We start from the raw sequence: 20,151 nt of genomic DNA, 5'->3' as shown, positions 1-20,151 counted from the left end.
TTTGGGGACAGACGGCGTGCGTGGGATCACCACACGCCGGCCGCCCGGACACGGCTTACGTTATGGCACGGGGTGCCACTCGTAAAGACACTGCGTGCCAACAATTTCTCTCAAGTGTCATCCCGTCGCCACAAACGAGCAACAGCGGCCGCCCGGATCGCCCGGACGGCCGCTGTTCCATACCTCTGAGGGGGCTCCGCGGGCGGTCAGTCGCCCCGCAGCGCCCGTTCGATGATCCGCATCACCTCGGCGGGCGAGGCGTCCGTACGCGCCACCGTGACCACGACCTCGCCGGTCTGCGAGACCGCCGCGGCGGGCGCCGGAGCGGGCCCCGCCGGCCGCCCGACCCCTATGCCGGTGCCGAAGGTCACCTTGATCACGTCGAAGGCGTGATCCAGCTGCGCCTCCACGTCGCCCTTGCCGCCGGCCCGCAGCCAGCGCCGCAGCACATGGTTGTGCGCCGCCACCACGGCCGACGCGGCGACCTCGGCCAGCAGCGGGTCGTCGTCGCCGTCATGGTGCGCCGACTCGTCGAAGTGGCCCAGCAGATAACGGGTGAAGAGCCGCTCGTAGCGGGCCACCGAAGCGATCTCGCGCTCCCGCAGCGTCGGTACCTCACGGGTCAGCCGGTACCGCTCCACGGAGACCTCGGGGGACTCCGCGTACATCCGCAGCACCTCGGTGATGCCGCGGCACACGGTGTCCAGTGGGTGCTCATGGGGTTCGGCGGAGTCCAGGACGGCCTGGACCCGCACCAGGGTGTCGTCGTGGTCGGGGAAGATCGCCTCTTCCTTGGACCGGAAGTGCCGGAAGAACGTCCTGCGGGCCACCCCGGCCGCCGCCGCGATGTCGTCGACGGTCGTGGCCTCGTACCCCCGGGACGCGAACAGGTGCATCGCGGACGCGGCGAGGTCCTGCCGCACCCGGTGGCGCTGGGCGGCGGCACGGCGGCCGTTCGCCGTCGCCGGCGCGGGGCCTTCTGCGGTGGTCTTCGTCGCGGACTTGAGGGGCTGGGCCATACGTGGAACGTACTCCATGGCCGGGCCCGCGCGGGACGTACGGGGCGGCCGGGACGGCCCTCGCGGGCCGAGCAGACCACCCCAGCCGCCCTCATGATCAGCGCCGGGCATACTCGCGGAAGCCGCGGCCCGTCTTGCGGCCCAGGCACCCCGCCGACACCAGGTGCTCCAGCAGCGGCGAGGGCGCCAGGCCCGGGTCGCGGAACTCCTTGTGCAGCACCTGCTCGATCGCCAGGGACACGTCCAGGCCGACGACGTCCAGCAGCTCGAACGGGCCCATCGGGTACCCGCCGCCGAGCTTCATGGCGGTGTCGATGTCCGCCACCGTCGCGTAGTTCTCCTGGACCATCTTCACGGCGTTGTTCAGGTACGGGAACAGCAGCGCGTTGACGATGAAGCCGGCCCGGTCCCCGCAGTCCACGGCGTGCTTGCGCACCTTCGTGCACACCTCGCGGACGGTGGCGTGCACATCGTCCGAGGTCAGGACGGTACGGACCACCTCGACGAGCTTCATCGCGGGCGCCGGGTTGAAGAAGTGCATCCCGATCACGTCCCGCGGGCGCGCGGTGGCGCGGGCGATGGCGATGACGGGCAGCGAGGACGTCGTGGTGGCCAGCACCGCACCGGGCTTGCACACCTCGTCCAGCGCGGCGAAGAGCGCCTGCTTGACGGCGACCGCCTCGGCGACCGCCTCGACGGCCAGATCGACGTCGCCGAAGGCGTCGTACGAGCCGGCCGGCGTCACCCGGGCGACGGCCGCGTCGCGCTGCTCCTGCGTCAGCCGCCCCTTGGCGACCGAGCGGTCCAGCGACTTGGCCAGCTTGGCGACGGCCTGGTCGGCCTTCTCCTGCGAGCGGGCGGCCAGCACGACGTCGTAGCCGGCCTTCGCGAAGACCTCGGCGATACCGGTCGCCATGGTGCCGGATCCGGCGACGCCCACACTGCGGACGTCGCGGCCCGCGACACCGGAGGACCCGGCGGTGCCCGGGGTCGAGGCGTCGGTGACGACGGTCTCGCTGCCGGGAGCCTCGTAGGTGTAGAAACCGCGGCCCGACTTGCGGCCCGACAGCCCGGCGGCGGCCAGCTGGCCGAGGATCGGGGCGGGCGCGTGCAGCCGGTCGTGGGACGCCTCGTACATCGCCTCCAGGACGGTCTGCGCGGTGTCGATGCCGATCAGGTCGAGCAGCGCCAGCGGGCCCATCGGCAGGCCGCAGCCGAGTCGCATCGCCGCGTCGATGTCCTCGCGGGTCGCGTACTTCGACTCGTACATCGCCGCGGCCTGGTTGAGATAGCCGAACAGCAGGCCGTCCGCGATGAAGCCGGGCCGGTCGCCGACCGGGACCGGCTCCTTGCCGAGCGCGCGCACCAGCGCGGTCACCGAGGCGGTCGCCTCCGGCGAGGTCAGGACGGTGGAGACCACCTCGACCAGCTTCATGGCGGGCGCCGGGGCGAAGAAGTGCAGCCCGAGGACGCGGTCCGGGCGCGAGGTGTGCGAGGCCAGCCGGGTCACCGACAGGGCGTTGGTGCCCGTCGCGATGATGGCGTCCGGCTTCACGATCACGTCGAGCGCCTCGAAGACCGCCTGCTTGGCCTCGAACTGCTCGTTCACGACCTCGATGACCAGGTCGGCCTCGGCGGCCGCCTGCAGGTCGGGGAAGGTGCGGAACCGCGCGAGGGTGTCGGCGCGCTCGGCCTCGGTGAGCCGGCCGCGCTCGACGGCACGCGCCGTGGACTGGTCCAGTGCCGTCACAGCCGTGCGGGCGGCGGTGTCGCTGATGTCGATGCCGATGACCTCATGGCCGGCGCGGGCCATGACCTCGGCGATTCCGGCGCCCATGGTGCCGAGGCCGATGACGGCGACGGTGGGCAGGGCGAGGGAGGGCAGGGGACTGCTGCTGGACGGACGGTCCATCGCGAAACTCCAGATGCTGAGGAGACCGCGGCTGCCGGGAGGCGCGCGCGGCTGAGGAGTTGGTGGAGTCGCGGGCCACGGAGAAGGGGTGGATGCCCGCATGAGGGTGAGGGGCGGGCCCTGTCCCGGGGCCGCGCCGCGATGGTGCCGAACCGACGTGAAGTGTTGCGTGCTGCTGAGCGGTGGTGCGTGCCAGGACCGCGTACGGGTGGTGCGTTCCGGGCTGTGCGCGGCGGCTGCGTCACCAGGCTGCCGTGCACGTTGGTCCGAGGGTAACCGGCCGGTAACCTACGCGCCAGACCACCGCCCATGTGATCTGTGCCGCGTACAGATGAGCGCGCCGTAGGCTGAGCGGGTGGATTCCGCAGCGCGCGACGAACTGGCCGGCGTACTCACCGCACCGGGACAGCCCCTGGAAGCCAGGGAGGCCGCCGCCGTGGCCCTGGCCGCCGCGGGCGACCGGAGGGCCTTCGAAACCCTCGCCCTCCTGCTCAACTACCGCGAGCCGGAACGGGCCGAGAACGCGGCCCGCGCACTGGCCCTTCTGGGGGACCCGCGCACCGCACGGGCCGCCGCCGCGCTCGCGACCAATCCGCTCCGGGTCGCCTACGCCGTACCGCCGATCCGGCTGCTCGTCCAACTGAGGGCGCCGGAATCCGTCCCCGCGCTCATCGAGACCCTGGACCGGCTGCTGGCCGAGCGGACCCTCGGCTGGGACGCCGTCCCCGCCTGCGTGGAGGGGCTCGGCGAGCTCGGCGACCCCCGGGCGGCGACCGTACTGCGGGCCGCGTGCGCGCATCCGCGACTGCGCCCGGCCGCCGTCGCGGCCCTCGAACGGATCGGCGGCTACGAGGCGGACGCGTCCGACACGCAGGTCGCTTCCGACGAGGCACCGCGCACGTAGCGCACCTCGCGCAGGAACACGTCGTCGTAGTCCTCCTGCTGTTCGGCGCCGTCGGCCACGAAGCCGGCCTTCTCGTAGAAGCGGCGGGCGCGCGCGTTGTCGGCCAGCACCCAGAGCCGCAGCCGCGGGAAGCCGCGGTCCGCCGCCCGGGCCAGCACCGCGCCGATGAGCGCCCGGCCCGTGCCGGTGCCGATCCGGTCCGGGCGGACGTAGATCGCGTACAGCTCGCCGTCGCCCGCCTCGGCGTCGTCGCCCCGGTACGGGCCGTGGGCGGCCCAGCCGGTGACCTCGGTCCCGTCGGCCGACACGAGGTTCTCCACCCGGCCGGTGTCGTGGGCGAACCACTCGCGGCGCCGGGCCGCGTCCTCCGGCGCCGACATCGTGTCGAGGTAGTCCTGCGGCACGATGCCGACGTACGCGCTCTGCCAGCCGTGCACCCGGATCGCGGAAACGGCGTCGATGTCGTCGCCGGTCATCACTCGAACGTCGGTCATGGGCAGGAGATTAGAGCAGCGACAACTGGGTCGGTCCCGCGGCCTGCACCGGGGCGGCGGCGGGCGGCGGGACGGCCCGCAGGGCGCCGGAACGGTTCGGGCCGATGCCGAACTCCGTGGCGAACTCGTGGACCTGGCGGGTGATGCGCCGCTGGTACCAGGTGGGGGCGTACGAACCCTCCGCGTAGAGCGACTTGTAGCGGCTGAGCAGCCGCGGATGGTGCACGGAGAGCCAGGCCAGGTACCACTCGCGGGCGCCCGGCCGCAGATGCAGCACGAGCGGGGTGACGGAGGTGGCCCCGGACCGCGCGATGGCGCGGACGGTGTCGCGCAGCTGCTCGGGGGAGTCGCTGAGGTACGGCAGGACGGGCGCCATCAGCACGCCGCAGCGGATGCCGTTGTCGTTCAGCGTCCGGCAGACCTCCAGCCGCTTGCCGGGGGACGGCGTACCGGGCTCGACGGTGCGCCACAGCTCGCGGTCGAGGAAGCCGACGGAGACCGCCGTGGAGACCTCGGTGACCCGGGCCGCCTGCCGCAGCAGGTCCAGATCGCGCAGGATCAGCGAGCCCTTGGTGAGGATCGAGAACGGATTGGCGTGGTCGCGCAGCGCGCCGATGATGCCGGGCATGAGCTGGTAGCGGCCCTCGGCGCGCTGGTAGCAGTCCACATTGGTGCCCATGGCGATGTGCTGGCCCTGCCAGCGCGGCCCGGCGAGCTCCTTGCGCAGCAGCTCGGGCGCGTTCACCTTGACGATGATCTGCGAGTCGAAGTCGAGCCCGGTGTCGAGGTCCAGATAGCTGTGCGTCTTGCGGGCGAAACAGTAGACGCAGGCGTGGCTGCATCCCCGGTACGGGTTGACCGTCCAGTCGAACGGCATCTGCGAGGCGCCCGGCACGCGGTTCACGATCGACCGGGCCCGTACCTCGTGGAAGGTGATGCCGCGGAATTCGGGGGTGTCGAAGGTCCGGGTGACCACGTCCGTCCCGAACAGTGCGGACGTGGTGGCGGTGGCGGCCTCGTCGCGGCCCAGGTTGTCCCAGCGCATGACGCCCTCCTCAGTAGCTCCTCCATAGAATAGAACACATATTCGGTTTGCGCGTGTGGTTGGCTTGCCCGGCACATGCGGGCACGGACCGGAGGAGAAGAAATGGCGCAGGTCGAGGCCACCACCCAGCGGGTCATCGAAGCGGAACCGGAGCGGGTGTACGACGCTCTCGCGGACTACGCGGGCACCAGGAAGACCCTGCTCCCCGAGCAGTTCAGCGAGTACGAGGTCCGCGAGGGCGGCAGCGGCGCCGGCACGCTGGTGCACTGGAAGCTGCAGGCGACCAGCAAGCGGATCCGCGACTGCCTCTTCGACGTCACCGCGCCGACCACCGGGCAGCTGGTCGAGGCCGACCGCAACTCGTCCATGGTCACCACGTGGACGGTGACCCCGGCCGGTGCCGGGCAGGCCAAGGTCGTCTCCACCACCACGTGGGACGGCGCCGGCGGCATCGGCGGCTTCTTCGAGCGGACGTTCGCGCCCAAGGGACTCGGGCGCATCTACGACGAGGTGCTCGCGAAGCTGGCCGCCGAGGTCGAAACGGCGGCGTAGTCGTCGCTGCGATGGAGCCCCCGTCCGGGTTCGATCGTTCACTGATACGGGTGGTTCTGCATCGCTTCGGAGAATCGTCGCGCTTGTTCGTCGTTGTCGCTTAATGCGGGAATTGGGTGACGAGGCAGGCGCGACGAGGGGAGCGGCACGTGGGCGGAACCACTCTGGCCGAACGGGCCGGAAGGTCCGGACGGGCCGAACCGGCGGACGGCGCGGCATCGGCCGGCCCTGAACCGGCCGATGCCCCGCCGCCCGGCGCGGACGGCCCGTCCGGTTCGGCCACCGGCATTCCGCCGGCCGACCTGACCCCGCGCCGAGTGCGGCTGGTCTTCCTCGGCCTGATGCTCACCCTGCTGCTCGCCGCCCTCGACCAGATGATCGTGGCGACCGCCCTCCCGAAGATCGTCGGGGAGCTGCACGGCCTGGAGAAGATGTCCTGGGCCGTCACCGCGTACCTGCTCGCGTCGACCATCGGCCTGCCGATCTACGGCAAGCTCGGCGACCTCTTCGGCCGCAAGCGGGTCTTCCAGTTCGCGATCATCGTCTTCGTCATCGGCTCCGCGCTGGCCGGCTGGTCACGCACCATGGACCAGCTGATCGCCTTCCGCGCGGTGCAGGGCGTCGGCGGCGGCGGGCTCATGATCGGTGTGCAGGCGATCATGGCGGACATCGTCCCGCCCCGCGAACGCGGCCGCTACATGGGCCTGATCGGCGCCGCCTACGGGGTGGCGTCGGTGGCCGGACCGCTGCTCGGCGGCTTCTTCACCGACCACGCCTCCTGGCGCTGGTGCTTCTACATCAATGTGCCGTTCGGCCTGTTCACCCTCGCCCTCATCACCGTCGTACTGCGGCTGCCGCGCCCCACGATCCGGCCCCGCCTCGACGTGCTGGGCGCGCTGCTGCTCGCGGCCGGCTCCACCTGTCTGGTGCTGCTGACCAGTTGGGGCGGCACCACCTACGCCTGGCGCTCGGAGATGATCGTCGGGCTCGGCGCGGGCGCCCTCGCCAGCGCCGTGCTCTTCGTCCTGACCGAGCACTTCGCGGCCGAACCCGTCATCCCGCTGCGGCTGTTCCGTGACGGCATCTTCAACGTCACCGCGATGGTCGGCGCGGTCGTCGGCGTCGCGCTCTTCGGCGCCGCCAGCTATCTGCCGACCTTCCTGCAGATGGTCGACGGCGCCAGCGCCACCGGCTCCGGGCTGCTGATGCTCCCGATGATGCTCGGCGTCGTCCTCGCCTCGGTCGCCTCCGGACAGCTGATCAGCAGGACCGGCCGTTACAAGATCTTCCCGCTGATCGGCGGCGCGCTCTCCGCGCTCGGCATGTGGCTGCTGTCCCTGCTGGACGCGAGCACCTCCCGGATCGAGTACAGCGCCTTCATGGCCGTGCTCGGACTCGGCATCGGGCTCATGCTGCCGGTCCTGGTGCTCGCCGTGCAGAACTCGGTACGGCCGGCCGACATCGGCGCCGCCACCAGCGCCAACAACTACTTCCGGCAGATCGGCGGCTCCGTCGGAGCGGCCGTCTTCGGCACGCTGTTCGCCAACCGGCTGGCCGACCAGCTCGCCGTCGAACTCCCACGCGGCGCCCATCTGCCGGACCCGCAGTCGATCACCCCGCAGCTGGTGCACACGCTGCCCGCCGCGCTGCGCGACGGCTACGTCCAGGCGTACGCCGTGGCCATGCCGCGGATCTTCCTGTACCTGGTGCCGGTGCTCGTCCTCGGCTTCCTGCTCGCATTCCTCCTGAAGGAGAAACCCCTGGTGACCCAGCATGGTCCCGTCTCCGACCCCGCCGTCCCCCGGCCAGGACGGCCGTCGGCCGCACCGCCGACGCCGGGGGAGTCCCGGTCTGCGGCACCGTCCAGCACTCCGACGGCACCTCGGTGGGCCGGGCCGCGCTCACCCTGATCGACGTCACCGGCCGGCAGATCGGCCGCGGGGCGACGGGCGAGGACGGGCGGTACGCGCTGAGCACCCCCGGCACCGGCAGCTATGTGCTGATCGCGGCCGCGGGCGGGCATCAGCCACAGGCCGTCAGCGTGACGGTCGGCGACCGGCCGGTCGAGCTGGACGTGGTGCTCGGCGGCGCCGGCCGGCTGGCCGGCACGGTGCACACCTCGGACGGCACCCCGGTCCGCGACGCCATCGTGACGCTCACCGACGTACGCGGCGACGTCGTCTCCAGCACCCGCAGCGCCCGCGAGGGCAGCTACGTGCTGACCGATCTGGTGGCGGGCGAGTACACGCTGGCCGCCAGCGCTCCCGCCTACCGCCCGGCCGCGCTGCCGGTCTCGGTGCAGGCCGCCCGGGAGACCCGGCAGGACGTCGAACTGGCCGGCGGCGCGGTGCTGCGCGGCACGGTGCGGGCGCCCGGCGGCCGGGTGGTCGAGGACGCCCGGGTCACCCTGCTCGACGCGGCGGGCAACGTGGTGGACTCGGTGACGACGGGGGCCGACGGCCTCTTCCGCTTCGTCGATCTGGCGGCCGGCGAGTACACCGTGATCGCCGCCGGGTACCCGCCGGTGGCCACCGTCCTTCAGGTCGCCGGCGGCGGGCGCACCGAACGCGATCTGCAGCTGGGGCACGAGGACTGACGCAGGGGCTGACAGGGCGCGCGGATGACGTGGAACTCCCTCGGCGCCCGGGTGCGGCGAGGGAGGCGTGCGCCGGGCGGCGCCGGGGTCAGTCCTTCTTGCAGGGCGTCCCGCGGGACAGGGCGTAGCGCCCGCCTATCCGGTACGTGCCCGGCGCCGGCGCGTACAGCCGGGTCCAGTCGCCGGCCTGCTCCAGACAGCCGTGCTCGGAGTCCGTGGCTCCCGCTATCGCGAGCCACGGCGACCACGGGATGCGCAGCAGCACCGGACCCGACTTCGGGACGTCGACGACCAGCTCGGCCGGTCCCGCCTGGCGGACGATCGACGGCGGGTCGGCCATCGGCTCGGCCCCGGTCACGCTGTACAGCCGCCAGTGGTCGTCCTGCCAGACCGGCTGCAGCCAGGCGTGCCCGGCCGCGACGATCTTCGCCTCGGCCACGGCCGCACCGTCCGGTTCGTCCGACGGCAGGACGACGTACCCGACGCCCCAGCGCTGCAGCCACGCCAGATAGGTGGCGGGGGTGAGGGTGCCGTCGTAGAAGAGCGGGTTGCGCTCGACGTCCGCCTGCCGGTTCCAGCCGCGGGCGAGGTTGACGTGCGGGGCTATCCCCGACGCCTCCCAGTGCGAGCGCAGCGGAACGACCTCGACCCGGCCCCGGTCGGCCCCGACCCGGGCCAGTTCGTCTATGAGCCCCTGGGCGTGCTCGATGGTCGCGGTCACCGGCGCGGTGTTGACCAGGTCGGTGACGGGCTTGGCGACCTGCCAGACCGCGACGGCCAGGAACGCCGCGAAGATGACGAGGGTCTTGCGGCCCCGGTCGGTCCGCCCCACCGCAGTGGCGAGCAGCGCGGTGCCGCCGAAGAGCAGTGAGAGCCGCTCGACATTGCTGCCGATCGGCGACGGTATCGCCCAGGTCAGCACTATGCCCGCGGAGTAGACCCACGATCCGGTGCGCAGGGTGCGCCAGGAGCGCGGCACCAGGAGCGCCACCAGCAGGGCGGCGGCCAGCGGCAGCGCGGCGAAGTACCAGGTGAACGGCTGCACCCCGTAGAAGGGGAACAGCAGCGAGGTGCCGCCGACGACGATCGGCGGGCTCGCGGCCAGGATGTACGCGTGCTTGCGCCGCCCGGAGAGGAACAGGGCGCCCGCCAGGACCTCGATGAAGAGCCCGGCCACCGGGCTGCACATGGTGGCCAGCCCGCCCAGCGCGGAGGCCCCCACGATGCGCGAGGTCCGCTGGTCGTCCTCGGGGAGGACCAGGGCGGTGGCGGCGAGTGCGAAGAGCATGCCGAGCGCGAAGGTCACCCGGCCCGACGCCACGTCGCACCAGAGCGCGAACGCCGTCCACAGCGCGGGCAGCATCGGCTTCCGGATCCGGAAGCGGACCAGCAGATACGCGGCGACGGTCGCGGAGAGCGTGCCCGCGATCACCGCGGTCGTGCGGACCCCGAGCCACGCCATGATGTAGGGCGACAGGATGCTGTACGAAGCGGGGTGCATCCCGCCGTACCAGGAGAGGTTGTACGCGGAGTCCGGGTGCTCGCGGATGAAGTCCGTCCACGCGAACTGGGCGGCCATGTCACCCGCGTCCTTGGCCAGGAACAGCGCCCACACGATGTGCAGCACCGCGGCGAACAGCGTCGCCGCCATCACCGGCCGGCGCGGATCAGCCAGTCGGAGAAAGGACTTGGGACGCTTTGCGGCGGCCCAGCCCGCGGTCTCCCAGGTGGTCACATTGTTCTCTTCCAGTCGCGGGTCCTACGTGCTCCGGCTTGGATCCCCACCCGGCCGGAGTCGAACTCGCACCACGGATCTGGAGTTCGAACAGAGATGAAGGACGCTAGCACGTGCTCAGGGGGGCGCTCACGCGCGGGCGTGCGCCTCGATTCGGGCATTGCCCTTCGCGGCACCCGTCCGCGGTCGTACGGTGGTACCGGTGCCGCAGATCTTGCACCGGGGCGGGAGATCCCGGCCGGTCCTGTGAAGCGGTTCCGAGGGAAGGAGCCCACCCAGCCATGGACCGCCGCATTCCTCCGGGGCTGTCCGGACGGATCCCGCTCGCGGTGATCGTCGTGGACGGCGCGGGACTCGTATCGCACTGGAGCACCGGTGCGCGCAAACTTTTCGGCTGCTCCAAGGAAGAGGCCGTCGGCCGTCCGGCGGTGGATCTGCTCCCGGTCTCCGGCGCTCTGAACAGCGCGGTCGGGGACGAGAGCGGGCTGGACGACTTCGGCCCGGAACTGGACGCCTCGCTCAGCGGCGCGACCTCGTACCCCACCGCGGGCCGGGCCCGGCTCTTCGACGACCGCCACGGCGGCGGCGCGGACCGGGAGGACGGGGCCGTGGACGTCCTGTGGTGGGCGTATCCGCTCGTCGGCCCGGGACCCGAGCGACTGCTCGTCCTCGCCGCCGACGCGACCCAGTTAGGGTCCTCGCCGGATTCCGGGCCGGAACAGGACGCGACGGCCGACTCGGATGCTCACGCGGCGGCCGGGGAATTCGAACGGATCGCGCCCGGCTTCGCGCTGCACACCGAGTTCTCCGGCGCCGACCAGCTCGCCAAGCGGCTGCCCGAGATCCTGCCGAGCATGAATCCGGCGGAGAGCGCCCGGATCGTGTCCCAGGTGCTGGAGCTCGGCTATCCGGTGCTGGAGTTCAGCCAGCACGACCGGGTGCCGGTCACCCCCGACTGGGGCGTGCCCAGGCGCGACGAGCGCCGGGCCAGGCAGCGCGCCGCCGCCGCGGCCGCCCAGCTGGACCCGCAGGTCGCGGCCCCGGCCGACCTGGCGCCCGACCTCGAATACGCCGCGGTGCGCGAGCACCTCGAATTCCTCAACGAGGTCAGCGCCCGTATCGGCACCTCACTGGACCTGGCGCGCACCATCCAGGAGGTGAGCGCGGCCGTGGTGCCGCGCTTCACCGACGTCGCCGGCTCGTATCTGCGCGAGCAGGTGCTCGCGGGCGAGGGGTTCCCGGACGGGCCGCCGGACGTCACCACCATGTGGTATCGGGTGGCCGTCGAGCACACCGACGAGCCGGGGCGCTGGGACGACGTGGTGCCGGTCGGCGAGTCGATGCCGTTCCCCGAGCACACCCCGTTCTTCCAGTGCATGACCAGCGGACAGCCGGTGCTCGTACCGCGGATCTCGGAGCAGATGGGCAACGCGATCGCCGCGCAGTTCGAGAAGCGCGACATCAGCCCGCTGATCAACAACCGGTCGATGCTCGTGGTGCCGCTCAAGGCCCGCAACGTGGTGCTCGGCTTCATGATCCTGCTGCGCCACCGGGAGCGTGCGGTCTTCAACGACATGGACAAGGCGACGGGCGCGGAGTTCGCCGCCCGCGCCGGCCTCGTGCTGGACAACGCCCGGATGTACACGTACCAGGAGAATGTCGCCGACACCCTCCAGGACAGCATGCTGCCGCACATCACCCCGCGGATGCCGGGCTGTGACGTGGCCACCCGCTATCTGCCCGGGACCCGGCTGGGCCGGGTCGGCGGCGACTGGTTCGACACGATCAAGCTGGCCGGCTCGCGGCTGGCGCTCGTCGTCGGCGACGTCATGGGGCACGGGCTGAACTCCGCCGCGATGATGGGCCAGCTGCGCACCGCCGTGCAGACCATGGCGGCGATGGGCATGCCGCCCGCCCAGCTGCTGCGCAATCTCGACGATCTGGCGCAGCGCCTCGGCGAGCACTATCTGGCCACCTGCCTGTACGCCGTGTACGACCCGATCGGGTCCGAGCTGGTGATCTCCAACGCCGGACACATCCCGCCGGTCCTGGTGCGGGCGGCCGACGGGCGCAGCGAGCTGCTCGACGTGCCGACCGGCGCCCCGATCGGGGTGGGCGGCGTCCCGTTCGAGACGGTCACGGTGCCGGTCGCGCAGGGTGACCGGCTGGTGCTGTGCACCGACGGGCTGGTCGAGGTGCGCGGGCAGGACATCGGCACCGGGCTGGCCGCGCTGTGCGAGAGCGCCGCGCACCCGGCGGCGTCGATGGACGACGCCTGCGACACGATCATCCGCGCGCTCAACCCGCGCGGCGGCCGCAAGGACGACGTCGCCCTGCTGATGGCGCGGCTGAACGGCATCCCGCGTTCGGACGTGGCGACGTGGCAGCTGGCCCGTCATCCGCGCGAGGCCGCGCACGCCCGCCGGCTGACCCGCGCGACGCTGCGCGACTGGGATCTGGAGGAGGTCTCCGAGACCGCGGAGCTGCTGGTCGGCGAGGTCGTCACCAACGCCATCCGGCATGCGGGGACCAGTGAGGTCGAGCTGCGCCTGGTGCGGGCCGACGCCCTGCTGTGCGAGGTCACGGACGACGACCACGCGGTTCCCGTCCTGCTGAACACCGGCCCCGAGGACGAGTACGGGCGGGGCATGCGGATCGTGAGCCGGCTGGCGCGGCAGTGGGGTACGAGCCGTACGGCGCAGGGCAAGACGGTCTGGTTCGAGCAGACGCTGCCGCGGTCGGCGTCGCGACGGCGGCGCTGAGGGGGCCGGCTGTTCGGCGGCTGGCCGCCGCGTCACCGCGTACCGAGTCACCGAGGTTTCGTCGGATCCTGGGGAGTCCCGAAATGAACGTGCCCGGCACCTACACGCAGGCCTGGGAGAGTTTCTGGCGCGACGCGCCCGCCACGTCCGGGGCGGTCTTCTGGGACGCGGACGCGTCCCTCACCGCCGCACTGCAGCTACCGCTCTTCGAGCCGTACTTCGACGCCGGCCTGCCGGTCGTCGACTTCGGCTGCGGCAACGGCACCCAGACCCGGTACCTCGCGGAGCGCTACGACCGGGTGGTCGGGGTGGACCTGTCCGAGGCGGCGGTCGGTCACGCGCGCCGCGCGGACCCGCACGGCGTCGCCGAATACCAGCAGCTCAACGGCGCCGACGCGGCCGCGACACGCCGGCTGCACGCGGAGATCGGCGACGCGAACGTCTATATGCGGGGTGTGCTGCACCAGTGCGAACCGGCGGACCGGGCGCCGCTGGTCGAGGGCATCGCGGCCCTGCTCGGCGAGCGGGGCCGGGTGTTCGCGGTCGAGCTGGCCGCGGCCGCGAAGGGCGTCCTGCTGGGCATCGCCCAGGGGCCCGGCGGCCCGCCGCCGAAGCTGGGGGCGGTGTTCGCGCACGGCCTCACCCCGGGTGAGGTGGCCGACGAGGCGGTCCCCGGCTACTTCCGGGCGGCGGGCCTCGAGCTGCTGGCCGGCGGTGAGCAGCCGCTGACGACGACGGAGTTCCGTACCGACGGCACGCGCATCGAGCTGCCGTCGAACTGGCTGGTGGCGGGCGGTGGACGCTAGCGTCCGTCCGGGTTTGTAGAGGTCTGGACCACTGCAGTTATCCACAGCTCTGGTATGCGCTGCCCAAAACCGCGTAGCGTTGCCTCGCATGAAGATCCTCATCTCGGCCGACATGGAGGGCGCCACCGGCGTCACCTGGCCTGCCGATGTGTTGCCGGGAAGCGAGCAGTGGCAGCGCTGCCGCCATATGTTCACGTCCGACGTGAATGCCGCGATCGCCGGGTTCTTCGACGGCGGAGCCGACCAGGTCCTGGTGAACGAGGCGCACTGGACCATGCGCAATCTGCTGCTGGAGAAACTCGACGAGCGGGCCGAGATGCTCACCGGCCGGCACAAGGACCTGTCGATGGTCGAGGGCGTGCAGCACGGGGACGTCGACGGCATCGCGTTCGTCGGCTATCACACGGGCGCCGGGACCGAGGGCGTGCTCGCGCACACCTATCTCGCCAACTCGATCACGGGCGTCTGGGCCAACGGCGAACCGGCGAGCGAGGGGCGGCTGAACGCGCTGGTCGTCGCCGAGTACGGTGTGCCGGTGATCCTGGTGACCGGCGACGACCGGACCGGCGCCGACGCGCGCGGCTACGCCCCGCGGGCCCGTACGGTCGCGGTCAAGGACTACGTGTCGCGGTACGCGGCGGTCTGCCGGCCCCCGGCCAGGACCGCGGCCGACATCCGGGCCGCGGCGAAGGAAGCGGTGGCCCTCGCGGTGCGCCATGAGCCCGCGCAGGACGGACCGTTCCACATCGAGCTCGAGTTCGATGCCGTACACCTTGCCGGGGCCGCCACGGTGGTGCCCGGCGTGGCGCGGACCGGCGAACGCCGAGTCGGCTACACATCACCGACCATGTACGAGGGCATCCGCGCTTTCAAGGCGGTCACCACGCTCGTGTCGGCAGCGGTGGAGGAACAGTATGGCTGAGCAAGCGGTCTTCGAATCGGTCGGCCTGGGGGTGGACCAGCAGGCGCTGGACGAGGTGGTGCGCTTCACCTCCGAGCTGATCCGGATCGACACGACCAACCGCGGCGGCGGCGACGGCAACGAGCGGCCCGCCGCCGAATACGTCGCCGCGCTGCTGTCCGACGCCGGGATCGAGCCGATGATCCTGGAGTCCGCCCCCGGCCGTACCAATGTGGTGGCCCGTATCGAGGGCAGCGACCCCGGGGCCGACGCGCTGCTGGTCCACGGCCATCTGGACGTCGTCCCGGCCGAGCCCGCGGACTGGAGCGTGCACCCCTTCTCCGGCGAGATCCGCGACGGAGTGGTCTGGGGCCGCGGCGCGGTCGACATGAAGAACATGGACGCGATGGTGCTGGCCACGGTGCGGGCCATGGCCCGCACCGGCCGCCGCCCGGCCCGGGACCTCGTGCTCGCCTTCACCGCGGACGAGGAGGACAGCGCCGTGTACGGCTCCGGCTTCCTCGCCGACCAGCACGCCGCGCTCTTCGAGGGCTGTACCGAGGGCATCAGCGAATCGGGCGCCTTCACCTTCCACGCGGGCGGCGGTATGCGGCTGTACCCGGTGGCCGCCGGCGAGCGCGGCACCGCCTGGCTCCGGCTGACCGCGCACGGCAAGGCCGGACACGGCTCCAAGGTCAATCCGGCGAACGCGGTCAGCAGGCTGGCCGCGGCCATCGCGCGGATCGGTGAGCACGACTGGCCGGTCCGGCTGACCGCCACCGTGCGCGCCTCGCTCACCGAACTCGCCGCGCTGCACGGCATCGAACCCGATCTGGACGATGTGGACGGGCTGCTCGGCAAGCTCGGCCCGGCCGCCGCGCTCGTCGAGCCGACGGTCCGCAACAGCGCCAACCCGACGATGCTGCAGGCCGGTTACAAGATCAACGTCATCCCCGGCACCTCGACCGCGTATGTGGACGGACGGATGCTGCCCGGCGGCGAGGCCGAGTTCACCGAGACCATGGACCGGCTCACCGGACCGGACGTCGAGTGGGAGTTCCACCACCGCGAGGTGCCGCTCCAGGCTCCGGTGGACTCGCCGACGTACGCCGCGATGCGCGAGGCGCTGGAGCACTTCGACCCGGAGGCGCACGTCGTCCCGTACTGCATGTCGGGTGGCACGGACGCCAAGCAGTTCTCCCGGCTCGGCATCACCGGCTACGGCTTCTCACCGCTCAAGCTGCCCCCGGGCTTCGACTACCAGGCGCTCTTCCACGGAGTGGACGAGCGCGTGCCGGTCGAGGCGCTGCACTTCGGCGTCCAGGTGCTCGACCGCTTTCTGACCTCCTCCTCAGGGAAGGCACCGGAATGACCCAGGACGTCCCGTACGGAGCCTGGCCGTCGCCGATCGGCGCGGCGACCGCCGCGTCGCACGACGGCGGCCCCGAATTCGTGGGCTTCGTCGGGGACGAGGTGTGGTGGACCGAGCCGCGCCCCGCCGAGGGCGGGCGCCGCGCGCTGGTCCGGCGGCTCGCGGACGGCAGCGAGCAGTGCCCGCTGCCCGCACCGTGGAACGTCCGCAGCCGCGTCATGGAGTACGGCGGCCGGCCGTGGGCCGGCACACCGGACGCGGACGGCCCGCTGATCGTCTTCGCGAACTTCGCCGACCAGCGCCTGTACGCGTACCGGCCGGGCGCGGAACCGGTGCCGCTGACACCCGTCTCGGCGGTGGGCGACGGTCTGCGGTGGGTGGACCCGCAGATCCACCAGGACCGCGACGAGGTCTGGTGCGTCCTCGAGGAGTTCACCGGCGACGGTCCCTCCGACGTGCGGCGCGTCATCGCCGCCGTGCCGCTGGACGGGTCGGCCGCCGCCGACCGCGGCGCGGTGCGTGAACTGACCGACGGCGCCGACCGGTTCGTCACCGGCCCCCGGCTCTCGCCGGACGGACGGCAGGTCGTCTGGATCGCCTGGAACCATCCGCTGATGCCCTGGGACGGCACCGAGCTCAAGCTCGCGCAGGTCGGGAAGGACGGCTCCTTCAGCGGCGCCCGCACCCTGATCGGCGGCTCCGAGGAGTCGGTCGCGCAGGCCGAATGGGCCGCGGACGGCACCCTGATCGCCGCCACGGACCGCACCGGCTGGTGGAACCTGCACCGTGTCGACCCCGGCACCGGCGAGGCCGTCAACCTCTGCCCGCGCCAGGAGGAGTTCGCCGGCCCGGTGTGGAAGCTCGGCTACCGCTGGTTCGCACCCGTCGGCGAGGGACTGCTCGCGGTTCTGCACGGCGTCGGGGCCCAGCGCCTCGCCATACTCGACCCGGCCACCGGCGAACTGGCCGACGTTCCTGGCCGCTGGACGGAATGGGCCGCCGGTCTCGCCACGTCCGGCACCCGGGTGCTGGACGTGGCCGCGAGCGCGCGCTCCTCGTCCGAGATCGTCGAACTCGACACCAGCACCGGGCACGCCCGCGTCATCGGCTGCGCGCACCAGGACGCCGTCGACCCCGCGTATCTGCCGGACCCCACCGCCCGGACCTTCACCGCACCCGGCGGGCGTGAGGTGCACGCGCAGGTGTACCCGCCGCGCAACCCGGCGGCCGGCGCACCGGCGGGCGAGCTGCCGCCCTATGTGATCTGGGTGCACGGCGGCCCCACCAGCAGGGTCCCGATGGTGCTCGATGTGGAGATCGCCTACTTCACCTCGCGGGGCATCGGCGTCGCGGAGGTCAACTACGGGGGCTCCACCGGCTACGGCCGCGCCTACCGCGAGCGGCTCCGTGAACAGTGGGGCGTCGTGGACGTCGAGGACTGCGCCGCCGTCGCCCAGGCTCTCGTCGACGAGGGCACCGCGGACGGGGCCCGGCTCGCGATCCGCGGCGGCAGCGCCGGCGGCTGGACCACCGGAGCCTCGCTCACCTCCACCGACCTGTACGCGTGCGGCGCCATCAGCTTCCCGATCCTGGACCTCACCGGCTGGTCGGCGAACGGTGAGACGCACGACTTCGAATCGCGGTACCTGGAGTCCCTCGTCGGCCCGCTCGCCGAGGTCCCCGACCGGTACCGCGACCGCTCGCCGGTCAACAGCGCCGACCGCGTCACCGCACCGTTCCTGCTGTTGCAGGGACTGGACGACGTGATCTGTCCGCCCGTCCAGTGCGAGCGCTTCCTGGAACGGATCGCCGGGCGCGGCATCCCGCACGCGTACCTCACCTTCGAGGGCGAGGGCCATGGATTCCGCCGCGAGGACACCATCGTCGCCTGCCTGGAGGCCGAACTCTCGCTCTACGGGCAGGTCTTCGGCTTCGTGCCGCCCGGTGTGCCGCAGCTGGGGCTCACCACATGACGGGGACCGTTCCCGAGCCGCTGCGCCGCGCTCGCCGGCTGGTGCCCGGCGACCGGGTAGCCGTCGTCGCCCCCAGCGGTCCCGTTCCGCAGGAGCGGCTCGACGCCGGGCTCGACATCCTGCGCGGCTGGGGCCTCGACCCGGTCGCCGCGCCGCATGTCCTGGACCGGCACCCGGGCCTCGGCTACCTGGCCGGCGCGGACCAGGACCGTGCCCGGGACCTCCAGCAGGCCTGGTGCGACCCCTCGGTGGCCGCGGTGCTCTGCGCCCGCGGCGGCTACGGCGTCCAGCGCATGGCCGACCTGCTGGACTGGAACGCGATGCGGGCCGCGGAACCGAAGGCGTTCATCGGCTACAGCGACATCACCGCGCTGCACGAGGCGTTCGCCACCCGGCTCGGGCTCGCCACGCTGCACGGCCCGATGGCCGCGGCCGCCACCTTCCTCAAGGACGACCCCACCCAGGACCATCTGCGCCGCACCCTGATGGAACCCGGGAGCGTCCAGGTTCTGAGCTCGCCCACCGCCAGGACCATGGTCCCCGGCCGGGCCCGCGGCCGTACCCTCGGCGGCACGCTCTGCCTGCTCGCCGCGGAGCTCGGCACCCCGGAGGCCCGGCCGGGCGCCGCCGGCGGGATCCTCCTCCTGGAGGACACCGGCGAGGAGCCGTACCGGCTGGACCGCTACCTCACCCAACTGCTGCGCTCCGGATGGCTGGACGGCGTCGCCGGGATCGTCCTCGGCTCCTGGGCCCAGTGCGGCCCCTACGAAACCCTGCGCCCGCTGCTGCTCGACCGGCTCGGTGATCTGGGGGTGCCGGTCGTGGAGGAGCTGGGGTTCGGGCACTGCGACTCCACCATCACCGTCCCGCTCGGCCTGCCCGCCGTCCTGGACGCCGACGCCCGCACCCTGACGATCGAGGTCCCGGCACTCCTTACGGACCGCTGACGTCCCGGCCGGGTCACGCCGTCAGGACCGGCCGGGACCGTAGCGTCGGAGCATGCTGACACTCGTCACCGGAGGCGCGGGCTTCATCGGCTCGCACATCGTGACCACCCTCCTCGAAGCCGGACACGACGTGCGCGTCCTGGACGCGCTGCTCCCCGCCGCCCACGGCGACCACGCCGAACCTCCCGACCTCCCGGCGGGAGTCGACTGGCGGCGGGCCGACGTCCGGGACCGCGGAGCCGTCGAGGACGCGCTGCGCGGAGTGGACGCGGTGTGCCATCAGGCCGCCATGGTCGGACTCGGCAAGGACTTCGCCGACGCGCCCGACTACGTCAGCTGCAACGACCACGGCACGGCCGTGCTGCTCGCCGCCATGGCCGCCACCGGAGTGCGGTCCCTGGTCCTGGCCGGCTCCATGGTGGTCTACGGCGAAGGCCGCTACGCGTGTACGCGGCACGGCGTCGTCCGGCCGGGACCGCGCCGGGTCGCCGATCTCGACGCGGGCCGCTTCGAACCGCCCTGCCCGCAGTGCGGCGATCCGCTCGCTCCCGGCCTCGTCACCGAGGACGCCCCCACCGACCCGCGCAATGTCTACGCCGCCACCAAGCTCGCCCAGGAACATCTCGCCGCCGCCTGGGCCCGAGCGGCCGACGGCCGCGCGGTGTCCCTGCGGTACCACAACGTCTACGGACCCGGGATGCCGCGCGACACCCCGTACGCGGGTGTCGCCGCGCTCTTCCGCTCCGCCCTGGCACGCGGCGAGGCCCCGCGCGTCTTCGAGGACGGGGCCCAGCGGCGGGACTTCGTGCACGTTCGGGATGTCGCGGCCGCCAACGCGGCCGCGCTCGGGGCGCTCACCGGCGGACCGTCCGGCGGGCTGCGGACGTACAACGTCGGCAGCGGCACCGTCCACTCCGTGGGCGACATGGCCGCCGCCCTCGCCGTGGCCACCGGCGGCCCCGCCCCCGTCACCACGGGCGAGTACCGGCTCGGCGACGTCCGGCACATCACGGCCTCGTCCGCGCGGATCCGCACCGAACTCGGCTGGGCGCCGGCCGTCGGCTTCACGGACGGCATGCGGGACTTCGCCCAGGCCGCGCTGCGCGGGACCGCCGCGCCTGCCCCGGCCTGAC

The 20,151-nt window shown here is 72.6% G+C and carries 14 protein-coding genes and 1 pseudogene; 10 read left to right on the top strand and 5 right to left on the bottom strand.

Annotated features, from left to right (window positions below):
- Positions 1–206: 206 nt before the first annotated feature.
- Both LNW73_RS05745 and LNW73_RS05740 read right to left on the bottom strand, forming a co-directional pair.
- Positions 207–1,037, bottom strand: a complete 831-nt coding sequence (locus LNW73_RS05745) for a TetR family transcriptional regulator (protein WP_374118041.1) — start codon at positions 1,035–1,037, stop codon at positions 207–209.
- A gap of 79 nt (positions 1,038–1,116) precedes the next feature.
- Positions 1,117–2,931, bottom strand: a complete 1,815-nt coding sequence (locus tag LNW73_RS05740) for a 3-hydroxyacyl-CoA dehydrogenase family protein (protein ID WP_250989186.1) — start codon at positions 2,929–2,931, stop codon at positions 1,117–1,119.
- A gap of 355 nt (positions 2,932–3,286) precedes the next feature.
- On the opposite strand from LNW73_RS05740, the gene LNW73_RS05735 reads away from it, so the two are divergent.
- The gene (locus tag LNW73_RS05735; protein WP_250989185.1) at positions 3,287–3,835 is read left to right on the top strand and encodes a HEAT repeat domain-containing protein; all 549 of its coding nucleotides are present in this window, start codon (positions 3,287–3,289) and stop codon (positions 3,833–3,835) included.
- On the opposite strand, the gene LNW73_RS05730 is transcribed toward LNW73_RS05735, so the two are convergent.
- Positions 3,778–4,329 (bottom strand): GNAT family N-acetyltransferase, encoded by a 552-nt coding sequence (locus LNW73_RS05730; protein ID WP_250989184.1) that lies wholly within the window; start codon positions 4,327–4,329, stop codon positions 3,778–3,780. The genes LNW73_RS05735 and LNW73_RS05730 overlap by 58 nt on opposite strands.
- A 10-nt stretch (positions 4,330–4,339) precedes the next feature.
- A complete protein-coding gene (locus LNW73_RS05725) occupies positions 4,340–5,374 on the bottom strand; it encodes an Rv2578c family radical SAM protein (RefSeq protein WP_250989183.1) in 1,035 nt (344 codons plus the stop codon).
- 102 nt (positions 5,375–5,476) lie between these two features.
- Between LNW73_RS05725 and LNW73_RS05720 the strand changes: the two genes are divergently transcribed.
- On the top strand, positions 5,477–5,926 hold the full coding sequence (locus LNW73_RS05720; RefSeq protein ID WP_250989182.1) for an SRPBCC family protein: 450 nt from the start codon (positions 5,477–5,479) through the stop codon (positions 5,924–5,926).
- Positions 5,927–6,075: 149 nt separating this feature from the next.
- Positions 6,076–8,522 (top strand): annotated as a pseudogene (locus tag LNW73_RS05715) (MFS transporter).
- A gap of 88 nt (positions 8,523–8,610) precedes the next feature.
- Here the strand turns inward: LNW73_RS05715 and LNW73_RS05710 are convergent.
- On the bottom strand, positions 8,611–10,257 hold the full coding sequence (locus LNW73_RS05710; RefSeq protein WP_250989181.1) for an MFS transporter: 1,647 nt from the start codon (positions 10,255–10,257) through the stop codon (positions 8,611–8,613).
- A 281-nt stretch (positions 10,258–10,538) separates the two neighbouring features.
- Here LNW73_RS05710 and LNW73_RS05705 point away from each other — a divergent pair, with 281 nt between their 5' ends.
- The 7 genes from LNW73_RS05705 to LNW73_RS05675 all read left to right on the top strand — a co-directional run bounded on the left by LNW73_RS05705 (position 10,539) and on the right by LNW73_RS05675 (position 20,150).
- A complete protein-coding gene (locus LNW73_RS05705; protein ID WP_250989180.1) occupies positions 10,539–13,019 on the top strand; it encodes an ATP-binding SpoIIE family protein phosphatase in 2,481 nt (826 codons plus the stop codon).
- A gap of 83 nt (positions 13,020–13,102) precedes the next feature.
- Positions 13,103–13,825, top strand: a complete 723-nt coding sequence (locus tag LNW73_RS05700) for a class I SAM-dependent methyltransferase (RefSeq protein WP_250978406.1) — start codon at positions 13,103–13,105, stop codon at positions 13,823–13,825.
- A gap of 88 nt (positions 13,826–13,913) precedes the next feature.
- A complete protein-coding gene (locus LNW73_RS05695; protein ID WP_138355534.1) occupies positions 13,914–14,747 on the top strand; it encodes a M55 family metallopeptidase in 834 nt (277 codons plus the stop codon).
- Positions 14,740–16,098: a M20/M25/M40 family metallo-hydrolase gene (locus tag LNW73_RS05690; protein WP_250978407.1), complete on the top strand. Its 1,359-nt coding sequence runs from the start codon at positions 14,740–14,742 to the stop codon at positions 16,096–16,098. Before LNW73_RS05695 ends, LNW73_RS05690 begins: the two co-directional genes overlap by 8 nt.
- Positions 16,095–18,071 (top strand): S9 family peptidase, encoded by a 1,977-nt coding sequence (locus LNW73_RS05685; protein ID WP_250989179.1) that lies wholly within the window; start codon positions 16,095–16,097, stop codon positions 18,069–18,071. Before LNW73_RS05690 ends, LNW73_RS05685 begins: the two co-directional genes overlap by 4 nt.
- Positions 18,068–19,018, top strand: a complete 951-nt coding sequence (locus tag LNW73_RS05680) for a S66 peptidase family protein (RefSeq protein ID WP_250989178.1) — start codon at positions 18,068–18,070, stop codon at positions 19,016–19,018. The genes LNW73_RS05685 and LNW73_RS05680 overlap by 4 nt, the downstream gene beginning before the upstream one ends.
- 52 nt (positions 19,019–19,070) lie before the next feature.
- Complete coding sequence (locus LNW73_RS05675; RefSeq protein ID WP_250989177.1) at positions 19,071–20,150, top strand: NAD-dependent epimerase/dehydratase family protein; 1,080 nt, start codon at positions 19,071–19,073, stop codon at positions 20,148–20,150.
- Position 20,151: the final 1 nt, after the last annotated feature.

The sequence above is a fragment of the Streptomyces sp. RKAG337 genome, from assembly GCF_023701715.1.
In the GTDB taxonomy this organism is placed as follows: Bacteria; Actinomycetota; Actinomycetes; order Streptomycetales; family Streptomycetaceae; genus Actinacidiphila.
Note: the sequence above shows the minus strand (reverse complement) of the source record. Positions and strands in the feature narration are given on the sequence as shown.